This window comes from Streptomyces sp. NPDC047081 (assembly GCF_040643775.1).
In the GTDB taxonomy this organism is placed as follows: domain Bacteria; phylum Actinomycetota; class Actinomycetes; order Streptomycetales; family Streptomycetaceae; genus Streptomyces.
In genome coordinates this window covers 99667-123124 of sequence record NZ_JBEYUY010000003.1, presented here as the reverse complement: position 1 = coordinate 123124, position 23458 = coordinate 99667, and the positions used below count along the sequence as shown (strand labels likewise).

The 23458-nt window shown below is 71.5% G+C and carries 12 protein-coding genes and 1 tRNA gene; 12 read left to right on the top strand and 1 reads right to left on the bottom strand.

What is annotated here, in order from left to right:
* Positions 1-101 precede the first annotated feature (101 nt).
* The 8 genes from ABZ848_RS06275 to ABZ848_RS06240 all read left to right on the top strand — a co-directional run bounded on the left by ABZ848_RS06275 (position 102) and on the right by ABZ848_RS06240 (position 14753).
* Positions 102-2783, top strand: a complete 2682-nt coding sequence (locus tag ABZ848_RS06275; protein WP_360826141.1) for a protein kinase — start codon at positions 102-104, stop codon at positions 2781-2783.
* A gap of 147 nt (positions 2784-2930) precedes the next feature.
* Complete coding sequence (locus ABZ848_RS06270) at positions 2931-3128, top strand: hypothetical protein (RefSeq protein ID WP_360826138.1); 198 nt, start codon at positions 2931-2933, stop codon at positions 3126-3128.
* Positions 3129-3371: 243 nt separating this feature from the next.
* Entirely contained in the window at positions 3372-6200 is a 2829-nt protein-coding gene (topA, locus tag ABZ848_RS06265; protein ID WP_360826135.1) for a type I DNA topoisomerase, read from the top strand.
* 139 nt (positions 6201-6339) lie between these two features.
* On the top strand, positions 6340-9639 hold the full coding sequence (gene tmk / locus ABZ848_RS06260) for a dTMP kinase (RefSeq protein ID WP_360826132.1): 3300 nt from the start codon (positions 6340-6342) through the stop codon (positions 9637-9639).
* Positions 9640-9949: 310 nt separating this feature from the next.
* The gene (locus tag ABZ848_RS06255; RefSeq protein ID WP_360826129.1) at positions 9950-11155 is read left to right on the top strand and encodes a DNA polymerase III subunit delta'; all 1206 of its coding nucleotides are present in this window, start codon (positions 9950-9952) and stop codon (positions 11153-11155) included.
* A gap of 186 nt (positions 11156-11341) precedes the next feature.
* Positions 11342-12925, top strand: a complete 1584-nt coding sequence (locus ABZ848_RS06250; RefSeq protein WP_360826126.1) for an alpha/beta hydrolase — start codon at positions 11342-11344, stop codon at positions 12923-12925.
* A 107-nt stretch (positions 12926-13032) separates the two neighbouring features.
* Positions 13033-13106 (top strand) — tRNA-Thr (locus ABZ848_RS06245).
* Between the two features lie 195 nt (positions 13107-13301).
* A complete protein-coding gene (locus ABZ848_RS06240) occupies positions 13302-14753 on the top strand; it encodes an ATP-binding protein (RefSeq protein ID WP_360827143.1) in 1452 nt (483 codons plus the stop codon).
* Positions 14754-15231: 478 nt separating this feature from the next.
* Here ABZ848_RS06240 and ABZ848_RS06235 read toward each other — a convergent pair whose 3' ends face one another.
* Positions 15232-16632, bottom strand: coding sequence for a hypothetical protein (locus ABZ848_RS06235; RefSeq protein WP_360826123.1), 1401 nt, complete (start codon positions 16630-16632; stop codon positions 15232-15234).
* A gap of 202 nt (positions 16633-16834) precedes the next feature.
* Between ABZ848_RS06235 and ABZ848_RS06230 the strand changes: the two genes are divergently transcribed.
* From ABZ848_RS06230 to ABZ848_RS06215, 4 genes are all read left to right on the top strand, one after another.
* Positions 16835-17089, top strand: a complete 255-nt coding sequence (locus ABZ848_RS06230) for a hypothetical protein (protein WP_360826120.1) — start codon at positions 16835-16837, stop codon at positions 17087-17089.
* 1087 nt (positions 17090-18176) lie between these two features.
* Positions 18177-18608 carry a DUF3052 domain-containing protein gene (locus ABZ848_RS06225; RefSeq protein WP_360826117.1) on the top strand — a complete coding sequence of 144 codons (432 nt, stop codon included), beginning with the start codon at positions 18177-18179 and terminating at the stop codon, positions 18606-18608.
* Between the two features lie 209 nt (positions 18609-18817).
* Entirely contained in the window at positions 18818-19720 is a 903-nt protein-coding gene (locus ABZ848_RS06220) for a glycosyltransferase (RefSeq protein ID WP_360826114.1), read from the top strand.
* A gap of 454 nt (positions 19721-20174) precedes the next feature.
* Positions 20175-23450, top strand: a complete 3276-nt coding sequence (locus ABZ848_RS06215; RefSeq protein WP_360826111.1) for a BTAD domain-containing putative transcriptional regulator — start codon at positions 20175-20177, stop codon at positions 23448-23450.
* Positions 23451-23458 lie beyond the last annotated feature (8 nt).

The following is a 23458-nucleotide window of genomic DNA, read 5'->3' as shown; positions in this document are numbered from 1 at the left end:
GATGCCGAAAAGGCCTCCTGTCAGTGGCACGTGCGAAGCTACCTTCGAGAGACAGGTTCCACGCGTCCTCGGGGGAGGCGCGCTGTCTCGGGGGAGGCACGATGGCGGGGGAGACGCCGGAGCAGGGCGAAGGCAGGGTCATCAACGGCCGGTACCGGCTGTTGCGGACGCTCGGCGCGGGCGGCATGGGCCGCGTATGGCTCGCGCACGACGAGGAGTTGGCCTGCGAGGTGGCGCTGAAGGAGATCGCGCTCCCGGAGATGCCGACGGACGCTGCCGAGCCCGCGCAGCGCATCGCAAGGGCCCGCAGCGAGGCGCGCCACGCGGCCCGCCTGCGCGGGCATCCGCACGTGGCGACGGTGCACGACGTGGTGGTGCACGAGGAGCTGCCCTGGATCGTCATGGAGTACGTGCCGGACGCGGTCGACCTCCAGGCGGTGGTACGGCGTTCAGGGCCGCTGCCGCCCGCCCAGGTGGCCCGCATCGGGCTCGCCGTGCTCGACGCGCTGACCGCCGGGCACCGGATCGGCATCCTCCACAGGGATGTGAAACCGGCCAACATCCTTCTGGCGTCCGACGCTTCGGGCGACCCGTACGCGCGCGTGCTGCTCACCGACTACGGCATCGCCCTCCAGCCCGAGTCCCGCGAGCCGCGCCTCACCGCCACGGCCGGCATCCTCGGCACGCCGGGCTATCTGGCGCCGGAACGCGCGCGTGGCGAGCCGCCGACCCCGGCCGCCGACCTCTTCTCCCTGGGCGCCACGCTGTACGCCGCGGTCGAGGGCCGCGGCCCCTTCGACCGCCACGGCGACTACGCGACCCTCACGGCGCTGCTCGGCGAGGAACCGACCCCACCGCTGAGGGCGGGCGCACTGGCGCCGGCACTCCAGGGGTTGCTGGTGAAGGACCCGGTGCGGAGGTCTTCGCCGGAGGCGGTGACGCGGGGGCTGGAGCGAGTGGTGCAGGGAGCGGCGGCCGGAGGGACGGGGTTCGGCACGCCGGGTGGGGGGTTCGGAGCGCAGCAGGGTTGGGGTGCGGGGGCGAGTGCCGCGGGGGCGGGTGCAGCCGGTGCGGCGGCAGCGGGCTATGGCGCCTCGCCCGGCGGATTCGGGCCACCGGGCGACGCGTTCGGAGCGCGGACGCCGGAAGGGCAGGGCGGAGCTGGTGGGGGCGGGGCGCCGGGCCGACCGGGGACGCCTGCGGGACCCGGAGCCGAAGGCGTGCCACCCGGGTACGTCGGCAGCCCGCCTCCGGGGTATGTGGGCGGCCCGCCACCGGGGCACGGCGACGGCCCGGCACCGGGATACGGCGAGAGCCCACCCCCGGGGTACGTCGCGAGTGCGCCTCCCGGTGGCTGGAACGGTGGGGTCGGCGGACCCGGCACTCCGCAGACGCCAGGAGCAGGAGCACCGCCGACGCCGAACACGCCCCACACGCCGGGCGGCGCCTCCGACACACCGGCCGGGGCGCCCGGTTCATCAGCCGGGGCGCCCGGTTCGCCGGCGTACGACGTCTGGCGGCAGCCTGCGCCACGGGACCCCTTTGCTCCGGCCAATCCCTACGCCCAGGGTCCGGCGACTCCGGGCGGGGGGCCCGGCGGTGCGCAACCTCCGCCGTATGCGGGCGGCGCGGCCACACCATCGCCGTACGGCACCAGCGCTCCGGGCTCAGGGTCGCCGGCTCCGTACGGCACCAGCGCTCCCGGCTCGGGGCCACCGTCTGCGTACGGCACAGGCTCGCCGGGCTCCGGTTCGCCGTCCCCGTACGGCACCGGCGCCCAAAGCCCCAACTGGGCCGCCGCCCCCACCGCCCCCGGCACCGGTGGCCCGTCCTTCCCGCCTCCGAAGCCATCGCCCGGTCCGCCCGGTCCGCCGTCCGGGAAGAAACAGCTGGCGATCGTTGCGCTGGTCGTCGCCGCCGTACTCGTGCTGGCCGGGGGAGCGTGGGGGGTCTACTCGCTGACCAGCGACGACGGCGGTGGACGTAAGAACAGCGCGACCACCAAGAAGTCGCCGTCGGCGAGCGCGTCGCAGAAGTCGTCGACGCCGACCGGGCCCGTGCTGCCGTACGGAAGCGCGGTCGGTCTCAGCCAGCCGTTGCAGACCGGCGACTGTGTGAAGGCGGTCTGGACGGGGACGCCGTTCAAGTCGGCGCCGAACCTCGGCGTCGTGAGCTGCAGCCCCGACAAGTGGCCCGACGGCCAGGTCGTCGGCATCGACACGGCCACCGACTACGCCGACGCCCGCGCCCAGGGCGCGAAACGCTGCGACAACCAGAGCCGGGCGATCGCCGACGCGCTGCCGGACGCGGGCGGATACGCCGTCCTGCCGACCAAGGAGGGGTTCGCCGCGGCCAAGGGCGGTACGGCGTGTCTCGTACTGGGGCGGCATGCCGCGATAGGCGGCGAGGTGGGCCGTTTCCGGGACGAGGGCTCGGACCTGTGGGTCGGCCAGATGAGCGTCGGTGACTGCTGGGTCTACAAGGAGGTCGGCGACCGGTACAAAGCCCCGCTCACCGACTGCGCCAAACTCCACAACTACCAGGTCATAGGCGCGGTTCAGGCCCCCGACAAAATGAGCTACAAGAAGGGCATCGACAACGCGAACAAGCTGTGCAGCAACAAATTCGAGTCGACCTGGGCGCCGGATGCCGAGCGTGTCGTATACGGCTGGGTGGCCGATCAGCACGACTGGGACCTGGGCTTCGACAAGGCGGTCTGCACGGTGAGCCGGTCCGACGGCAAGCAGACGACCGGAAAGATACCTGCGCCGGGTTCGGTCTGAGCCGGAGGCTGCCCGCGGCCGGAGCCGGGGCGGTCCACAGCCGCGTCGGCTCCGCGTTCACCTCCGGTTCGCCCGGCCGTCTCCCGTGCGTGTCAGTCTCCCGGGGCGGGGCACTCGCGGACGGGCAGAAAAGGGGCACGCGGAGCCATGGAGAGCGGACCGGCGATCTTCGCGGGAGTGGTGTTCGCCCTGTTCGGCGGCTCACTGCTGGTGTGGACCGCGACCCGGGTACGGCGTGGCGAACCCGTCGCCCACGGTGTGAACCCCGTCGCATCGGCGACCCTCGCGAGCCTCGCTTCGGTGATCGCGCTGGCTCTCGGCGCCTGGTGCTTCACCCGCGTCTGAAAGCCGCCCGCGGGCTGCGACTCCGTTAATTGGGAGGCGCTCCTCCGGATGGGCTCGAAATGGCCGCTGAGCACTCCGGGCGGCAGGAATGGCGCGACTCGGGTTACCGTTCGAGTGGCCGTTGCGGGCTTTTCCCGTTTGACACGGGGGCGGGATGTACCGTCACACTCCGCAGCGTCACCATGACATGACCCCGGGGCACAGCCCGGGCAGACCCAGTGTCGACCGGAGAGAAGAGCGAAGTTGTCCCCGACCAGCGAGACCGCACACGGCGGCCGCCGACTCGTCATCGTCGAGTCGCCTGCCAAGGCGAAGACGATCAAGGGCTACCTCGGCCCTGGTTACGTCGTCGAGGCGAGCGTCGGGCACATCCGCGACCTCCCCAACGGCGCCGCGGAGGTGCCGGAGAAGTACACCGGCGAGGTCCGCCGCCTCGGCGTGGACGTCGAGCACGACTTCGAGCCGATCTATGTGGTCAACGCCGACAAGCGGGCCCAGGTCAAGAAGCTCAAGGACCTGCTGAAGGACTCCGACGAGCTCTTCCTCGCCACCGATGAGGACCGCGAGGGCGAGGCCATCGCGTGGCACCTCCAGGAGGTGCTCAAGCCCAAGGTCCCGGTCAAGCGGATGGTCTTCCACGAGATCACCAAGGCCGCGATCCAGGCCGCCGTGGCCAACCCGCGCGAGCTCAACCAGAAGCTCGTCGACGCCCAGGAGACCCGCCGCATCCTCGACCGCCTCTACGGCTACGAGGTCTCGCCGGTCCTGTGGAAGAAGGTCATGCCCCGGCTGTCTGCCGGCCGCGTCCAGTCGGTCGCCACCCGACTTGTCGTGGAGCGGGAACGCGAGCGGATCGCGTTTCGTTCTGCTGAGTACTGGGACCTGACGGGGACCTTCGCGACCGGCCGCGCCGGGGATCCGTCGGACCCGTCGTCGCTGGTCGCCCGCCTGCAGACCGTCGACGGCAGGCGGGTCGCGCAGGGCCGCGACTTCGACTCCCTGGGACAACTCAAGAGCGAGCAGGTCCTCCACCTCGACGAGGCGAACGCCCGCGCCCTGGCCGCCGCCCTGGAGCAGACGCAGTTCGCCGTCCGCTCGGTCGAGTCCAAGCCGTACCGCCGCTCGCCGTACGCCCCGTTCCGTACGACGACCCTCCAGCAGGAGGCGAGCCGCAAGCTCGGCTTCGGCGCGAAGGCGACCATGCAGGTGGCCCAGAAGCTGTACGAGAACGGCTTCATCACCTACATGCGTACGGACTCCACGACCCTGAGCGACACCGCGATCGCCGCCGCCCGCGCGCAGGTCACGCAGCTCTACGGCGCCGACTACCTGCCGTCGAGCCCGCGGACGTACGCCGGAAAGGTCAAGAACGCGCAGGAGGCGCACGAGGCGATCCGCCCGTCGGGTGATCGTTTCCGCACGCCTGCCGAGACCGGCCTGACCGGCGACCAGTTCAAGCTCTACGAGCTGATCTGGAAGCGGACCGTCGCCTCCCAGATGAAGGACGCGACCGGCAACAGCGTGACCGTCAAGATCGGCGGCACGGCCGCCGACGGCCGGGACGTCGAGTTCAGCGCGTCCGGCAAGACGATCACCTTCCACGGCTTCCTGAAGGCCTACGTCGAGGGCGCCGACGACCCGAACGCCGAGCTGGACGACCGCGAGCGCCGGCTGCCGCAGGTCGCCGAGGGCGACCGGCTCACCGCCGAGGAGCTCACGGTCGACGGGCACGCCACCAAGCCCCCGGCCCGCTACACCGAGGCCAGCCTGGTCAAGGAGCTCGAAGAGCGCGAGATCGGCCGCCCGTCGACGTACGCCTCGATCATCGGCACGATCCTCGACCGCGGCTATGTCTTCAAGAAGGGCACGGCACTCGTCCCGTCCTTCCTGTCCTTCGCCGTGGTCAACCTCCTGGAGAAGCACTTCGGGCGGCTCGTCGACTACGACTTCACCGCCCGCATGGAGGACGACCTCGACCGCATCGCGGCCGGCCAGGCGCAGTCCGTGCCGTGGCTGCGGCGCTTCTACTTCGGTGAGGGCGGCGGCGAGGGCGGCGCGGCCGACGCCGGCAACGGCGACGGGGACCACCTCGGCGGCCTCAAGGAGCTGGTGACCGACCTGGGCGCGATCGACGCGCGCGAGGTGTCGTCGTTCCCGGTGGGCAACGGCATCGTGCTCAGGGTCGGCCGCTACGGCCCGTACATCGAGCGCGGCGAGAAGGACTCCGAGAACCACCAGCGGGCCGACGTGCCCGAGGACCTGGCGCCGGACGAGCTGTCCGTCGAGCTCGCGGAGGAGCTGCTCGCCAAGCCGAGCGGCGACTTCGAGCTGGGCGCCGACCCGGAGACCGGCCACCAGATCATCGCGCGCGACGGCCGCTACGGCCCGTATGTCACCGAGGTGCTCCCCGAGGGCACCCCGAAGACGGGCAAGAACGCCGTGAAGCCGCGTACGGCCTCGCTGTTCAAGTCGATGTCGCTGGACACCGTGACGCTCGAGGACGCCCTCAAGCTGATGTCCCTGCCGCGCGTCGTCGGCACCGACGCCGAGGGCCAGGAGATCACCGCGCAGAACGGGCGCTACGGGCCGTACCTGAAGAAGGGCACGGACTCGCGTTCGCTCACCTCCGAGGACCAGCTCTTCACGATCACGCTCGAAGAGGCGCTGCAGATCTACTCGCAGCCCAAGCAGCGCGGTCGTGCGGCAGCCAAGCCGCCGCTGAAGGAGCTGGGCACCGACCCGGTCAGCGAGAAGCCGGTGGTGGTCAAGGACGGCCGCTTCGGGCCGTACGTGACGGACGGGGAGACCAACGCGACCCTGCGCTCCGGCGACAGCGTCGAGACGATCACCCCGGAGCGCGGCTTCGAACTCCTCGCCGAGAAGCGGGCGAAGGGGCCCGCCAAGAAGACGGCGAAGAAGGCGCCCGCCAAGAAGGCCGCCCCAGCCAAGAAGACGGCCGCCAAGAAGACCGCGGCGAAGAAGACGACGACGGCCGCGAAGAAGACGACCGCCAAGAAGACCACCGCCGCGAAGAAGGCGACGGCTTCGAAGGCGGCGGCGTCGGACGACTGAGGCGCTTCCTCCACGGAGACTTCGCGAAACGCCACGGAGACTTCGCGAAACGAACGCCCCGATATCGCTTTGGTGTCGGGGCGTGCGCACGTTCGGGCGCGTGCCGCGGGCTGTCAGTCCGTCCCGATAGGCTGAAAGCATGACGCGAGCCGAGCAGCCAACGGCCCACCACCCGGCCCCCGACGACGCCCTTGTCGCGGACTCCCGCGAGCGCGCCGTCCGCGCCCTGTTGCGGCAGCCGCAGCTGAGGCGGCTGTGGAGCGCCCACCTCGTGGGTTCGGTCGGCGATGCCCTCACCCTCTTCGTCCTGGTGCTCCTCGCACTCCAGGCGGCGATCAGCGAGGGCTCCTTCGGCGGCGACTACCGCGGCGTGGCGTTCGCAGTGGCGACGGTTTTCGGAGTGCGCATCCTGGCGACGCTGCTCTTCGGAGCCGTACTACTGGGCCCGCTGACTTCGCTCACTTCGCAGGACGGCCCCCTCGACCGCCGCTGGACCATGGCCGGCGCCGACGGCATCAGGGTGCTCGCGCTCATCGTCGCGCCCCTGTGGATCGACTGGACGCCGGACGACGCGCTGGCGGTCCTCCTGGTCACCGCCTTCGTCACCGGAGTCGCCGAGCGCTTCTGGACGGTGGCCCGCGAGAGCGCCGCGCCCGCGCTGCTGCCGGCCCCGCCCCTGGAGGGCGCGACGGTACGGCCGTTGCCTGACCACATGGACGCGTTGCGCCGCCTGTCGCTGCGTACGTCCTTCGTGGCGATCCCCCTCGCGGCCGCCGCGCTCGTCGTCGCCGGGCTGCTCAACAACCTTCTGGGCGCCGGGATCGACTGGTTCGAGCAGCACCAGGCGGCCCTCGCGTCGTACGTGGCGGCCGGCCTGTTCGCCGCCTCGCTCTCCGTCGTCACCTTCCTGGAACTGCCCGCCACGCGCACGCCACGCGCGCGTTCGCCGCTCGAAGGGCTGCGCCGCCCCAAGACGGGCACGGGCGTGGACAAGGGCCGTACCGGCGCGATCCCGCTGCTCGTCCTCGCCTGCGCGGCCGTCGCGGGAGCGGTCTCGGCCGCGGTCGCCGTGGCCGTGCTGCACGCCACGGACCTGGGCGGCGGCCCGGTCCTGTACGGGCTGCTGGTGCTCGCGCTGACCGGCGCGGTCGTCGTCGGCATCCGTACGGCGCCCAAGGTGCTGGTGTCGCTGTCGCGGCGCCGCCTGCTCGCGCTGGCGATCGCCTTCACCGGACTCGCGTTGCTGGCCGCCGGCCTCGTCCCGGACGTCACCACCGTGCTGCTGATCGTCGCGCTGGCCGGTGTCGGCGCGGGCGTGGCCGCCAACACCGGGCACACCCTGCTCGACCAGGAGGCCGAGGAGTACCGGCGCACGCGCACCACGGAACACCTCCACGCGGTGGTACGGGTCTCCGTGGCACTCGGCGCGGTGATCGCGCCGGTGGTGGCCGCGGGGATCGGCCCGCACCGCCTGGAGAACGGCAGGTTCGTCTTCGCGCACGGCGGCGCCGCCTTCACCCTCATGCTGGTCGGCGCGCTGCTGCTGCCCGTGGCCGCCCTGGTGCTGGCCAAGGTCGACGACCGCTCCGGAGTGCCGCTGCGGCACGACCTGCGGGACGCGCTGCTCGGCGGCGACGACCCGGTGACGGCACCCGCCGCGAACGGTTTCTTCATCGCCCTGGAGGGCGGTGACGGCGCCGGCAAGTCCACCCAGGCCGAGGCGCTCGCCGAGTGGATAAGGGCCAAGGGCCACGAGGTCGTCGTAACCCGGGAGCCTGGTGCGACGCCGGTCGGCAAGCGGCTGCGATCGATCCTGCTGGACGTGTCGAGCGCCGGGCTGTCCCACCGGGCGGAGGCGCTGCTGTACGCGGCGGACCGCGCGGAGCACGTGGACACCGTGGTCCGGCCCGCGCTGGAGCGCGGCGCGGTGGTCATCTCCGACCGCTACATCGACTCCTCCGTGGCGTACCAGGGAGCGGGCCGCGACCTGTCCCCGACGGAGATCGCCCGCATCAACAGGTGGGCCACGAACGGCCTGGTTCCTCACCTGACCGTCCTCCTGGACGTCTCCCCGGCGATCGCCCGCGAGCGCTTCACCGAGGCGCCGGACCGGCTGGAGTCCGAGCCCGCCGAGTTCCACGCGCGCGTGCGCTCCGGTTTCCTGACGCTGGCCGCGGCGGACCCCGGGCGGTACCTGGTGGTGGACGCGGGCCAGGAGCCCGAGGCCGTCACCACCGTCGTACGCCACCGTCTCGACCAGTTGCTGCCGCTCTCCGAGGCCGAGATCAAGGCCCAGGAGGAGGCGCGGAAGAAGGCCGAGGAGGAGGCCCGCCGCAAGGCGGAGGAGGAGGCCGCGCGCAAGGCCGAGGAGGAGCGGCTGGAGCGCGAGCGCCAGGAGCAGCTCGCCAAGCTGCGCGCCGAGGAGGAGGAGCGCAAGCGGCGCGAGTTGGAGGAGGCGCAGCGGCGCGAGGCCGAGCGGCAGGCGGAGGAGGCCCGGCAGCGGGCCGAGGAGGCGCACCGGCGGGCAGAGGAGGAGCGGCAGCGGCTGCTAGCCGAGGAGAAGGCACGCGCCGAGGAGGAGGCCCGCCGCAAGGCCGAGGAGGAGCGGCGGCGCAAGCAGGCCGAGGAGGAGGCCCGGCTGCACGCCGAGGCCGAGGCCCGGCGGCTGGAGAAGCAGCGCAAGGCCGAGGAGGCGTTGCTGCGGGCGGAGGAGGCCCGACGGCTCGCCGAGCAGGCGGCGGCCGCGGCGGAGGCGGGTGCGCAGCAGCCGACGGCTCCGGCGGTTCCTCCGGAGGCGTCGACCGTGCCCACGCCGGTGGTGACGCCGACGAACGCGTCGGGCGGGCCCGTCGAGGAGACGGCTGTGCTGCGGCCGGTGCGGGATGGTGAGGCGCGCGGTGCGGATGACGCGCGGGGCGCGGACGACGCTCGTGGTGCGGGTGGTACGCGGGCCGGTGGTGAGTCCGAGTCGGAGGTGACGGCGAAGCTGCCGCAGCCGCCGGCTCCTGCGGGCGCGGCGGACGAGACGGCGGTGTTGCCGCCGGTGCCTTCCGGGGCGGAGGACGAGACTTCGGTGCTGCCGCCCGTGGTGCCGGGGGCGGCTGACGAGACCGCGGTGTTGCCGCCGGTTCCCTCCGGGGCCGAGGACGAGACGTCGGTGCTGCCTCCCGTGCGGGGGGAGGGGCCTGCCGATCGGGTGCCGCCGGGCTACTTCCGGGACGAGCAGGGCGGCGGTGCGGCGGCGGATCGCGGCGAGGACCGTACGCGGGAGATGCCTCAGGTCGACGCGGAGGGTGCGCCTCGGCGGAGGGCTCGGTCGGACTGGGCCGAGGAGACGCCGCTGGACGATCTGCCGTCGCTGGCCGACGAGTTGCTCGGGCCGCGGGATGAGTACGACGACGATGCGGGGCGGGGGCGGCGTAGGGGTCGGGGGCGCTGAGGTCGATTGCGGGTGCGGGTGCGGGTGCGGGTGCGGGTGCGGGTGCTGGTCGGCGGGCGGCTGGGGTACGTGCGTGTCGCTTGCCCGCGCTGGCGGGGTGCCGCCTGCGCCCACCCGTGCCGCCCCAGCGGCACGACTGCCCGCAGGCTGGGTGGGGTTTGGTGTAGCGGCTGGGGGCAGGCTGGGTGGGGCTTGGGCGGCACGGCTGCCCGCAGGCTGAGCCGTTTGCGATCGCCCGCGACCCGTTGTCAGTGCCAGCCCCCACAATGGATCCCGCAACGCGAACCATGACGAAAGGGCGGGGTGGCGTATGACCGTCTGGGACGATCTCGTCGGGCAGGAGAAGGTGGCCGGGCAGCTTGATGCGGCTGCTCGGGACGCCGACGCGCTCGTTACCGCGGCCGCCGCCGACGCGCCTCCGCCCGAGGCCTCGAAGATGACGCACGCCTGGCTGTTCACCGGGCCCCCCGGTTCCGGGCGGACCCAGGCGGCGCGGGCCTTCGCCGCCGCCCTGCAGTGCGTGTCGCCGGACCGCGCGCTCGGCGGATCCCCTGGCTGCGGCTTCTGCGACGGATGTCACACGGCCCTCGTCGGCACGCACGCCGACGTCACCACCGTCGCCGCCGTCGGCACGCAGATCCTCGCCGACGACATGCGGGACACTGTACGGAAGTCCTTCACGTCACCGGCGAACGGCCGTTGGCAGATCATCCTCGTCGAGGACGCCGAGCGACTGAACGAGAAGTCGGCCAACGCCGTCCTGAAGGCGGTGGAGGAGCCCGCGCCCCGTACGGTCTGGCTGCTGTGCGCGCCGTCCATCGAGGACGTCCTGCCCACGATCCGCTCCCGCTGCCGGCACCTCAACCTGCTGACGCCCTCGGTGGACGCCGTCGCCGACATGCTCGTACGGCGTGAAGGCATCGAGCCGCCCGTGGCCGCCGCGGCGGCCCGCGCCACGCAGGGGCACGTCGACCGCGCGCGCCGACTCGCCACCGACCCGGCCGCTCGCGAGCGCCGTGCTGCCGTGCTGAAGCTGCCGCTGCGGGTCGAGGAGATCGGCGGCGCGCTGAAGGCCGCCCAGGAGCTCGTCGACGCCGCCGCCGAGGACGCCAAGCAGCTCGCCGAGGAGATGGACGGCAAGGAGACCGAGGAGCTGAAGGCGGCGCTCGGCGCGGCCCAGGGCGGCCGGATGCCGCGCGGCACGGCGGGCGTGATGAAGGACCTGGAGGACAAGCAGAAGCGCCGCCGCACGCGCACCCAGCGCGACAGCCTCGACCTCGCCCTGACCGACCTCACCGGCTTCTACCGAGACGTACTCGCCCTCCAACTCGGCTCCCGCATCGCCCTCGCCAACGCGGACGCCGAGGACACCCTGGAACGCCTCGCGCGCGGCAGCTCCCCCGAGTCCACCCTCCGCCGCATCGAGGCCATCGGCGCCTGCCGCGAGGCCCTCGACCGCAACGTGGCCCCGCTGCTCGCGGTGGAGGCGATGACGATGGCGCTCAGAGCGGGTTGATTCTCCCGAGTCTTCAGAGCGGGCTGACTCCCCGCACCGGCGATTCCCTAGACGATCCACCGCCAACTGCCTCGACGATCCACCGCCGACTCCCTCGACGATCAACGGAGGTTGACCATGTAACTCGTACGGGCAACGACATGCACGTACGGCATTCGATCCACTGCGCAGAGTTACGCTCGCCTGATGCACACCAGGCGCAGCTTCCCTCCCGGCCGGTCCCGGACCGCCGCCACTCTCCTCGCCACCGCAGCCCTGCTCGTCTCGGCCTGCTCCTCCTCGGGTTCGGCGAGCGACGCCAGTAGCGCGGCCGAGGCGGCGCTGGCCGCGCTGCCGCAGTCGACGCCGTCCGTGCTGGCGCCGTACTACGGGCAGAAGCTGAGCTGGCGCACCTGCGGTGTCCCCGGCTTCGAGTGCGCCACGATGAAGGCGCCGCTCGACTACGCCAAGCCGGGCGCCGGGGACGTACGGCTGGCCGTCGCGCGCAAGAAGGCCACCGGCAAGGGCAAGCCGCTCGGGTCGCTGCTGGTGAACCCGGGCGGGCCGGGCGGCTCGGCGATCGGCTATCTGCAGCAGTACGCGGGTATCGGCTACCCGGCGGAGGTCCGCGCACGGTACGACATGGTGGCGGTCGACCCGCGCGGGGTCGCCCGGAGCGAGCCGGTCGAGTGCCTCAGCGGGCGGCAGATGGACGCGTTCACGCAGACGGACACGACACCCGACGACAAGAAGGAGACCGACGAACTCGTCGACGCCTACAAGGAGTTCGCGGAGGGCTGCGGGGCGCGCTCGGCGGGTCTGCTGCGGCATGTGTCCACCGTCGAGGCGGCCCGGGACATGGACATCCTGCGGGCGGCGCTGGGGGACAGGAAGCTGACGTACGTGGGGGCGTCGTACGGGACGTTCCTGGGGGCGACGTACGCCGGACTGTTCCCGGAGCGGGTGGGCCGGCTCGTGCTGGACGGCGCGATGGACCCGTCGCTGCCCGCGCGCCGCCTGAACCTGGACCAGACGGCCGGCTTCGAAACCGCCTTCCAGTCCTTCGCGAAGGACTGCGTACGGCAGCCGGACTGCCCGCTCGGCCGCAAGGGCACGAAGCCGGCCCAGGTCGGCAGGAACCTCAGCGCCTTCTTCAAGAAGCTGGACGCGCACCCCATCCCCACGGGCGACGCCGACGGCCGCAAGCTCGGCGAGGCCCTCGCCACCACCGGCGTGATCGCGGCGATGTACGACGAGGGCTCGTGGGCACAGCTGCGCGAGGCGCTGACGTCGGCGATGAAGGAGAACGACGGCGCGGGCCTGCTGGTCCTGTCCGACAGCTACTACGAGCGGGACGCCGACGGCCGCTACTCGAACCTGATGTTCGCCAACGCGGCGGTGAACTGCCTGGACCTCCCGGCGGCTTTCTCCTCCGTCGACCAGGTGGAGAAGGCGCTCCCCTCCTTCGAGAAGGCGTCCCCGGTCTTCGGCGACGGCCTGGCGTGGGCGTCGCTGAACTGCGCGTACTGGCCGGTGAGGCCGACGGGCGAGCCGCACCGGATCGCGGCGAAGGGCGCGGCCCCGATCGTGGTGGTCGGCACGACCCGCGACCCGGCGACGCCGTACCGCTGGGCCCAGTCCCTCTCCCGCCAGCTCTCCTCGGCGAGGCTGCTGACGTACGAGGGCGACGGCCACACGGCGTACGGGCGGGGCAGCGACTGCATCGACGCGACGATCGACACGTATCTGCTCCGCGGGACCCCGCCGGCGAAGGGAAAGCGCTGCTCATAGGGGCCTGCCGCGCCCCGGAGCGGCCGCCTCCGGGGTGTGTTCGGAGCACCCTCGGAAACTGTGTAGACTTACCGACGTTGCTGATCGCACCATAGTGCGGACAGCGCGCCGCCTTAGCTCAGATGGCCAGAGCAACGCACTCGTAATGCGTAGGTCTCGGGTTCGAATCCCGAAGGCGGCTCTTTTTGAACCCCAGGTCAGGTAACTGACCTGGGGTTTTCTGTCATTCATGCCGTGTCGTCCGGGGTGGAACCTGGCAGTTGACCTGCACAGGCGTGGGCGCGGTTGGTTCCGTCGGCCCCCTATTATGGATAAGTGCAGCTATAATAACTGTATCTATCTGTGGGAGCTGGGTGCTGTGGACAAGCCCGCCGAGATGTTCGACCGTGTCTTCGAATGGTCCGAGCTGACCCGGTTCGCCACCCTGCCGGGCCCGCGCGCCACGCTGGGCGTGGTCTCCGGTCGTCGCCGACAGGGCAAGACCTTTCTGCTCGACGCCGTCGCTCGTGCCAGTGGCGGCTTCATGTTCACCGCCACCGAGACCACCGAGGCCGACGCCCTGCGTCAGTTCGGTGAGGCACTGGCCCGTTATCGCGGGCAGCCCACTCCGTTCCGTTTCGCGCACTGGGACGAGGCGGTCGCGGAACTCATGCGCATCGCCGACGCTGGCGGCCCCACCGTGGCGGTCATCGACGAGTTCCCCTTCCTCGCCAAGGCATCTCCCTCCTTGCCTTCGATCATCCAGCGCGCTCTGGACCCTGCTGCCCAGCACACCAACACTCCCGTGCGTCTGCTGCTGTGCGGCTCCGCGCTGTCGTTCATGGGCCGGTTGCTGTCCGGCAATGCTCCGCTGCGTGGCCGAGCCGGCCTCGAACTCGTGGTCCCAACCCTGGACTTCCGGCTCGCGGCCGAGTTCTGGCAGATCGACGACCCGCGTACCGCGCTCCTGACCAACGCCATCGTCGGGGGTACGCCCGCCTACCGCCGTGAGTTCACCCAGGGGGACACCCCGGCCGGGCCGGACGACTTCGACGACTGGGTCATCCGCGCCGTCCTCAACCCGGCGCGTCCGCTCTTCCGAGAGGCCCGCTACCTTCTCGCCGAAGAGCCCGAACTCCACGACACCGCGCTGTACCACTCGGTACTGGCAGCCATCGCCTCCGGCAATGCGGCTCGTGGTGGCATCGCCGACTATCTGGGGCGCAAGTCCACCGACCTCGCCCACCCATTGAGCGTCCTCCAGGACGTCGGCATGATCACCCACGAGGCGGATGCCTTTCGCCGCAACCGCTCCGCCTACCGCATCGCCGAGCCGCTCGTCACCTTCTACCACGCGGTCATGCGCCCGTCCTGGGGCGATCTGGAACGCCCCGGGCGGGCGACTGAAGTATGGCAGCGCGCCCAGTCCACCTTCCGCAGCAAAGTGGTCGGCCCGCGCTTCGAGCAGGTCTGCAGGGAATGGGCCCGCTGGCACGCTGCGCCCGACACTCACGGAGGGCATGTCACACAGGTCGCCAGCGGTACCGTCAACGACCCCGCGGCCAGGACCAGCCATGAAGTCGACGTCGCCGTCCACGGTGAGTCCCACGAAGGCCGCCAGGTGCTGCTCGCCATCGGCGAAGCGAAGTGGAGTGACGTGATGGGAACCGGCCACCTGGAACGCCTCCGGCACATCCGTTCCCTCCTGACCAGGAGCGGCACAGCTACCGAGGCAACGAGGCTCTACTGCTTCAGCGGCACCGGCTTCACCGATGAGCTGAATCACCTCGCAAAGAACGACCCTACGATTCAACTGATCGACCTGCCCCGCCTCTACCACGGAGAGTGACTCTCGATCCGCAGCGCGGGGGAGCGGTCGGCCGCACCGGCCAGCGGACCCGTATGAGGAGATCGGGCTCGAATAGCTCGGCGACGCCGCCCTCGCCGATCGGCTGCGGACCGCCATCCGCGGCCGAGGTGCCTTTCGGCGTTTCAAGGATGTCCTCGCCCTTGACGAGTGCGCCTGGCGCCGGTTTCACCGGCTCAGCGATGAACTACGCCTCGGACGGGCCCGCGCCTGGCTGGCCGAAGAAGGCTGTCGTCCAAGGCTTCCGTTCGGCGGCAACGGGTAGGGCAGCCCAGGCCCCCGGCCAGGACGGGCGGGGTGGCCCCGACGCCGTGAGCCGGCGGCCCACCGGGCCCGTGGTCTTCTGAGCGCCTGGTTGAGGATGCTCCTCTCATACCGCCGAGGGGCCGATCGCGCCGCAGAAGTGCGGTGGCCGCTGCTCCGCCGAAGAGCGGCGACGCAGCGGCCACGAGAGCTGCGGTCAGCGTCGGAAGCCGCGCCCCGGGTCCCGGGCGTCCGGGTATCCGAATGGCTCGAACCAGGCTGCGGTGCGCAGGTCTCCCATGCCGAGGCGCTGGTTCACGTCGCCGTCCGGGTCCTCGATGCCGTCGAGGCGTGCGTCGAAGAGCATGAGGACGTCGTGGTCCTGGAAGAACAGGTCGGAGCAGGCGTCCCAGTCGTAGTCGTCCCGGTGTTCGGGCAGGGTGCCGTGTGCGGTGTCGCGCGTGTCGATGTCGTCCAGGTAGCCGGGCGCGTCCTCGATCGCCAGGTGCAGGGCCATCTCCTCGGCAGTGCACGAGGGTTGGGGCCATCGGCCGTGTTCCAGGTCGTCGGTCAGGTCGTCGAAGGCTCGTGCCATTCGGCGGCGCCAGTTCCGGTCGGCGGACCAGGTGAGGGAGGGCAGGCGAGTGAACAGCTCCCAGTCGCCGGGCTGTTGCTTGGTCACGGGCTGGTCCCGTAGTTCGTCGGCGTCGTCGTAGGCCTGGTCGGCCAGAACGCTCAACGCGGTCAGGAGTAGGTCGGCGGTGCGCGGGGTGAGTTGCCAGCCGCAGTTCTCGCAGTCCTCGTCGCCGCAGGAACACTCCTTGACCGGGAAGAGCGCGACCAGGTCGGGCTGCTCCTCGTCGGCCGGCGCGTCGGGGGCCGCACGGCGCAGCCGCCACCCGTGGTGGAAGTGGACTGTTACCGGGACGGGGCTCCAGTCCGTGAGCTCGTCACCGTGCCCGGCGCGCAGCAGTTCTGCCTCGCTCTGGTCTTCCAGGGTGTCGGCACCGGTGATCCAACTGCCGCTCTCGGTCAGGGTCATCACGGCGCCGACCAGATCGCGAGGATCGTCCGCGTCCAACTCGGACGCGGGCAGCGGCTCCCAGCCTTCGTCGATCGCCGCACGTATGAGCGCGTCCTCGTCGGTGATGTGGAACTCGCGCAGATGAGCAATGCGTACGACCTTGCCCGGCAGATCCTTCAGACGCGCGCCGTCAGGTGTTTCTGACCCTGGTGCGGTGGGGGCCTCGTCGACTTGCGTGTCCTCGTCCTCTCCGAGGTCTTCGTCAGGTGGGCAGAACGTCGTGCCTGCGGGGGCGGGCCATGTTCCTGAGGCTGCGTGGGCCGTCGCCGCCCGCAAGGAGCTGGCGGGGGCGTCGGGCAGCGCGGTGGCCAGAGCGTTCAGGTCTTCCATGACGACGGCAGTGTCGCGGGAGGCCAGTGCGCGGCGCAGCAGCTGGACCGATTGGTAGGCGTGGTGCTTGTCCTTGCAGGTCAATACTGCGGTGAGGGAACGAGCGCCGTGGTAGGGACCGATCAAGGCCATGACGCGGCTCTTGCTGGGGCTGTGCTCGCACAGGAAGTCGACGACTGGAGTGAGTTCGGGCTCGGTGGCCATGCGGGAGACTCCGGGACGCGTTGGGTGCGCAACCTTGCGGATGCGCAACCGAGAAGGAGATTTCCGCTGGTGAGCGCGGTACTGCCGCGCTCCCGGACGGGGAAGTAGGTGAGCTTCGGCTGGTGCCTCCGGTGCTACCGGTGGTCCGGGCCGTGCGGAAAGCCAGCGTACGTCAGGGCACTGACATCGGGCGCCCAGATGGGTGGACAGAGCCGCGGAGTTCCTGGGAGCCGCGGAGGCCAGGATCCTCACCGAGCGGAACGGCCGGGGTCAGGCCGACGACGACGTCCTGCTGCAACGTGCCTTGGGCGCCGTGCTCCTGGAAGGTCCGCCGGACGCTGCCGCCGCGGCACAGCGTGTGGTCGACTGCCTGCGACGCCACGAGAAGCCGGACGAACTCAAGCGCGCGAAACTGGCCTTCGTCGCGGTGGCGCAGGAGTGCTGCCGGATCCGGTGAGCCCCGTGGACCTCGCCTGGGTCGGCCGTCGGCCCCTTGTCCGATCCCGGAGAAATCAAGCCAACTTCTCACGCCCGTGCCGGGGTCAACTCGCGCCTGATGCCGACGCGTAGGCCCCCGACATTCCTGGAGCGACTCGCCACTTGGCTGCGGGCTCGGTGTCGTGAGTGTCGGGTGGGGCGGCTGATTCGGCGTGGCGTGATTGGTGCTGTCCCCTCGGAGAAAACACTTCCGACAACTCTTGTGAGTTGGTTACCAACTCCAATTATGTTGTCCCCACTTGGAAGCAGGTCATAAACAATTCCCGGGTGACTCACTCTGACGAGGCGGCGTAATTTCGCGACAACCGGCGGAGCCAACTGGTGGTGCTGGGCGGATGCGCGGTCTGCCATCCGGTCGGGCGATAGTGCTGTGACCTGCGCATAGCTGATCCATCCACCGTTTCAATGACCCGCCATGTCACTCAAGTTGGCAACCAACTTCACTATTGTTATCTCCGCTTGGCAGCAACTCATAAACACTTCCCAAGCAACTGCCGCAAGGTGGCGCGGAGTTGTACTGTCGGGGGTAGTGGGAGCGGAATACGTGCCCTACACTCGCAACACCCCTTCGGGGTAAGGGAATCGCGTCTTTCAGCTGGGGGCGCGATTCGTTGCCTCTGCGCGCGGGGCGCACCCCCGCACGTATGGCCCACGGGCCGGAAGGGAGCCGGTCTTGATGCTGATCAATTGGCTGACGGACCGGTGGCAGGATCACGTACGACCACTGATTTCCTCAGAGCGGGTCTCTGCGACCTGCGACGTGATCGTCACGATCGCGCTGATCTATCAGTGGATCCCGCGGTCCTGAAGTGCGTGGGCCCCGACTGAGCGATCAGCCAGGGCCCACACCACCGAAGCAAGAGCCTCGTTCTCGCGGTCCGTCGGCGGCAACCGACGGGAGGGCGGGGCTCTTGGCCGTTCTCATCACCAACGCTATTGACTACCCCAAGAGGCTAGCCGGTCAATCGCAAGCTGTAAGGGGGTTTCCGCGCCGACCTCAAGGCCGTGGAATGGTGATCACCAAACCCATTCCGGGAGGCACATTCATGGGCGGCTCCAGTTCGGCCGGTTCCGGATACTCCGGTACCCCCCTCGCCAAGAAGATCGGCATCAAGCCCGGCCACCGGGTCGCGCTCCGGCACGCCCCGGACGTCTTCGACATCCCCGGCCTCCCCGACGGCGTCGCCCTCACCCCCGGCGGCCCCCGCGACGCGGACGTCACCGTCGCCTTCTACCGCGCGCACGCCGACCTGGCCGCCGAAGCCCCCGCCCTCGTCGCCGACCTCGCCGACGACGCCATTCTCTGGATCGCCTGGCCGCGAAAGGCCGCCGGGCACGTCAGCGACATCGCCGAGAACGACCTGCGTGACCTCTTCCTCCCCCTCGGCGTCGTCGACGTGAAGGTCGCCGCGCTGGGGGAGGACTGGTCGGGGCTGAAGTTCGTACGGCGCAAGGAGAACCGGCGCGGCGGCGCGTGACCGAACCGGTCAGCTCAAGCCGGGCGGCCCAAGACGGTCAGCTCAAGCCGGTCGGCCCAAGACGGTCAGCTCAAGACGGCCGGACCAAGACGATCAGCCCAAGCCGGTCAGCCCAAGACTTGGCATACGACACGGCGTACTTAAGAAGTCCTTACCGTGAACGGCTAGCATCGCGCCCGGAGTTTTCGGCGGCCGGACGGGGTGAGCTCATGGAGGAGTGGAACGCGCCGAGGATCGCCGTCGCCGTGGTCACCATGGGGAACCGGCCCGCCGAGGTCGACGCCCTGCTGGAGTCCGTCGCCAAGCAGGACCTCGCCCCCGCCAGGATCGTCGTCGTCGGCAACGGCTGCCCGCTCCCCGACTTCGCCGCCCGCCTCGCCCTCCCCGGCGAGGTCACCCTCCTCGAAGTCGACGAGAACCTCGGCTGCCCCGGCGGCCGCAACCAGGCCCTCGCCCGGCTGCGCGACTTCGGCGACATCGACATCGTCGTCGAACTGGACGACGACGGCCTCCTCGTGGACGCCGATGTACTGCACCGCGTGGGGGAGTTGTTCGCGGCCGACCCCCGCCTCGGCGTCGTCGGCTTCCGTATCGCCGACGAGCACGGCGAGACCCAGCAGCGGCACGTGCCGCGCATCGGCGCCTCCGATCCCCTGCGCGGCGGCTACGTCACCGGGTTCCTCGGCGGCGGCCACGCCTTCCGAATGACCATGCTCGACGAGATCGGCGACTGGCCGGCCGCGTTCTTCTTCGCCCACGAGGAGATCGACCTTGCCTGGCGGGCCGCCGACGCCGGCTGGAAGATCCTCTACGCCCCCGAGCTCCTCCTCCAGCACCCGAAGACATCCCCCGCCCGCCACGCCATCTACTACCGCGTGAACGCCCGGAACAGGGTGTGGCTCGTGCGCCGCCGCCTGCCGCTGCCGCTCATCCCCGTCCACCTGGGCATCTGGACGCTGCTCACGCTGCTGCGGACCCGTTCGCGGGAGGGGCTGCGGGCCTGGTTCGGCGGCTTCGTGGAGGGCCTGCGGGAACCCGCCGGCGAACGGCGACCCATGCGCTGGCGGACGGTGTGGCGGCTCACGCGGCTGGGACGCCCGCCCGTCATCTGACACGGGCGACCCGTCATCTGACGCGGACGACCCGTCATCTGACGCGGACGAGTTGTCAGGGATCGCTTGAGGGACGAGGGTCCCGGCCGTTCACCTCCGCCGACCGGGACCCTCTCGCGTCCCCGGATCCGGCCTCGGCGGCGTCACTCCCCCGAGCAACGCGTCGTACGCGCGCACCCCCGGGCCGGTCCGTGATGTGATCACATCAGGTCGCGCCAACGGATCGCTAACATGTGGCCAACGGTCCACCGGAGGGCGACCGCCCGACTGGCCGGAAGCGGCCCCACGGCACCTGCTCGGCGGCTCGAACCGTAACGGATTCCGGCGCTGGCCGGGCAGAACAGGGCTGGCGGGAAACCGCCGTACGGAGGGCGGAATTCCGCCAGGAAACGGTGGGTTCGGTCATGGAGCGCGGTCCGTGGTCGGTGCGGCGCGCGGAAAGGCAGTCGACGGCGTGAGGCGGCACGCGCTGCGGTTCGGACTACTGGGACCGCCCGTTCTTTACGACGTCCAGGGATACGACGTCCAGGTGCGCGACGTCCAGAGTTACGACGTCCAAGGCCACGCCGGTGAGTTCAGCGCCGACGAGTCGGCCGGCCGTACCGGCGAGGAAGCCGGCGTCCGCAGCATCGGCAGCCCGAAAGTCCGCGCCCTCCTCGCCGCGCTGCTCCTCGAAGCCGGGCGGGTAGTCTCCGTCGAGGCCCTCAAGGACGTGCTGTGGGGCGGCGCGCCGCCCGCCTCCGCGCAGGCCTCGCTGCACAACCACGTGGCCCGGCTGCGCAGGCTCCTCGACGACCCCGAACGACTGCGCGCGGTGCCGCCCGGCTACGTACTGCGCGTGGAACCGGGCGAGTTGGACGTCCACGTCTTCGAACGCCACATCGCGGCGGCCCGCGGCGCGCACGGCGCCCGCAACTGGGAGCGGGTCGTACGCGAATGCGCCGCCGCGCTCGCGCTGTGGCGCGGCACCCCGCTGAGCGGCCTGCCGACCGACGCCGCCGGCTACGCCTACGTCCAGCGCTTCGAGGAGGCGCGACTGCTCCTGCTGGAGTGGCGTTACGACGCCGAACTCGCCCTCGGCGGCACCCGCCTGGACACCCTCGTACCGGAACTCTCGGCCCTCACCGCCGCACACCCCCTGCGCGAGTCCTTCCACCGCCAGCTGATGCTGGCCCTGCACCGCACCGACCGCCAGCCGGAGGCCCTGGCCGTCCACCGCGACCTACGCACCCGCCTCCTGGACGAACTGGGCATCGAACCGGGCCAGGCGGTACGGGATGCCCACGTGGAGATACTCCGCCGGGTACCCGACACGGAGACACGCCCCGCACCCGCCGACGGCGCCTCCGCTCCACATGACCGCCCCGCACGCGCCGACGGCGCCTCCGCTCCACATGACCGCCCCGCACCCGCCGACGGCGCCTCCGCCCCACAGGGGCCACCCGCACCCGACGACGAAAGCCGCACGGGTGATGCGGGTGGGAAACCAAATCCGGCCCCCAACCCACCCGCACCCGCCCAACTCCCCCCTCCCCCCATCCACTTCACCGCCCGCACCCCCGAACTCCACGCCCTCCAGCGCACCCTCCTCACCCGCCGCACCCACGCCGTCACCCTCATCAGCGGCATGGCCGGCGTAGGCAAGACCGCCCTCGCCCTGCACGCTGCCCACCAACTGCGGGAACGTTTCACCGACGGCCAGCTCTACGTGAACCTGCACGGCGCCACCCCCGGCATGACCCCCCTCACCACCACCCAGGCCCTCACCGCCCTCCTCCGCGACCTCGGCACCGACCCCCGCGACATCCCCGAACACCCGGACGCCGCAAGCGCGTTGCTCCGCTCCCTCCTCGCCCCCACCCGTACCCTGCTGCTCCTGGACGACGCGGCCACAGCCGCCCAGGTGCGCCCGCTCCTCCCGGCCGGCCCCGGCTGCGCCGTCATCGTCACCAGCCGTTCCCCGCTCACCGCCCTGGACGGCGCCCGCCGCTTCCCGCTCACGCCCCTGTCCGCCGAGGAGAGCGCCACCCTGCTCCGCTCCCTCTCCGGCCGGCACGGCGACGGCCTCGACGCGGCCCACCCCCTCGTCGAACTCACCGGCCGCCTGCCCCTCGCCCTCCGCATCGTCGCCGCCCGCCTGGCCGCCCGGAACGCCCTCAGCCCGGACGTCCTGGCCCGCCAACTGACCGCCACCGAAGGCCGGCTGCACCATCTGGAGTACGACGACCTCAGCGTCCGCCGCTCCCTCGCCGTCGCCCACGACGCCCTCGCCGCCTCGGACCGCCCGGCCGACCGCGACGCCGCCCTCCTCCTGCGCGGCGTCGGCGCCCTCGACCTCCCCGCATACGGCGCCCCCCTCCTCGCCCGCCTCACCGGCACCGACCCGCACCGCGCCGAAGCCGCCCTCGACCGCCTCGTGGACGTGGCCCTCCTGGAGGAAACGGCCTACGGCCGCTACGCCCCCCACGACCTGGTCCGCGACTTCGCCCGCGAACTCGCCGACGCGGAAACCGAGGCCGACACGGACGCCGGTGCCGATATGTCGGCGACAGCCACCGACCCAAACGCCACCCCGGCCACCCTCCCCACCCCCACCGACACCGCCCTCCGCTGGTACGCCGCCGCAGCCGACCGCGTCCTCACCGCCATCGTCGAACCCGGCCTCGACCAGGACGACCGCCGCCGGCCCACCGCCGCCCAGCCCCCGGACCACCGGGCGGAAGTCGACACGCTCCCCTCCTTCGAGAGCGCCGAACAGGCCTTCGCCTGGGGCGACATGGAGCTGGAGAACGTCGTGACGCTGGTGGCGCGGTACGCCGACGACCCCGACGCGGGCCGCGCCGCCCGCGTCTCCGTACTGATCCGTCTCCTCTTCCCGTACGTCCGTCGCAGTGGCCGCGTCGCCGAGATGGAGGCGCTCGGCGGAGCCGCCCTCCGTGTGGCCCGGCGGCTCGGTGACGAGGCCGCCGAGGCGTACGCGCTGGGCGACCTCGCCGGTCTGCACTTCCTGACCGGCCGCCAGAGCGAGGCCCTCGCCCTCAACGACGAGGCCCTGGCCATCTGGTCCCGGCTCGGCCGCCTCTCCTGGATGCGCCGCTGCCTCAACAACCGCGGCCTGCTGCTCGAAGGCCTCGGCCGTTACGAGGAGTCGGGCCTCGCCCTGCGCCGGAGCCTGGAGTACTCACGGCGGCTGAACGACCCGCACGGCGAGGCCGTGACCCACAGCCACCTCGGCAACCTCTACGAGCACACCGACCCGCGCGCCGCCATCGAGCAGCACCGCCGGTCGCTCGCCATCGGCACCGAGCTCGGCGCGGTGATCGTGCAGCACTCCGCGCACTGCAACATCGGCTACGCCCACCTCACCCTCGGCGAACCGGCCGCCGCCCTCCCGCACTTCGAGGAGAGCCTGCGCGTCCTCGGCCGCCGCGGCGACTGGCACGGCGAGTCCCAGACCCGCCTCGGCCTGGTCCGCGCCCTGCGCCTGCTGGGCCGTACCGACGACTCCGCCCGCGAATGCGCCGAGCTGCTGCGCCGGGCCGACGCCCGCGCCGACCGCTACACCGGCGGTCTCGCCCGCCACCAGCAAGGACTCCTGCTGCGCGAACGGGGCCGTATCGAGGAGGCGTACGCGCAGTGGCGCACGGCCCTCGACGCCCTGGACGGCACGGACGAGAAGGCGGTGGTGGCCGAGCTGCGCGAGCTGCTCGCCGAGTCGGCCGTACGGTGACCGGCGGG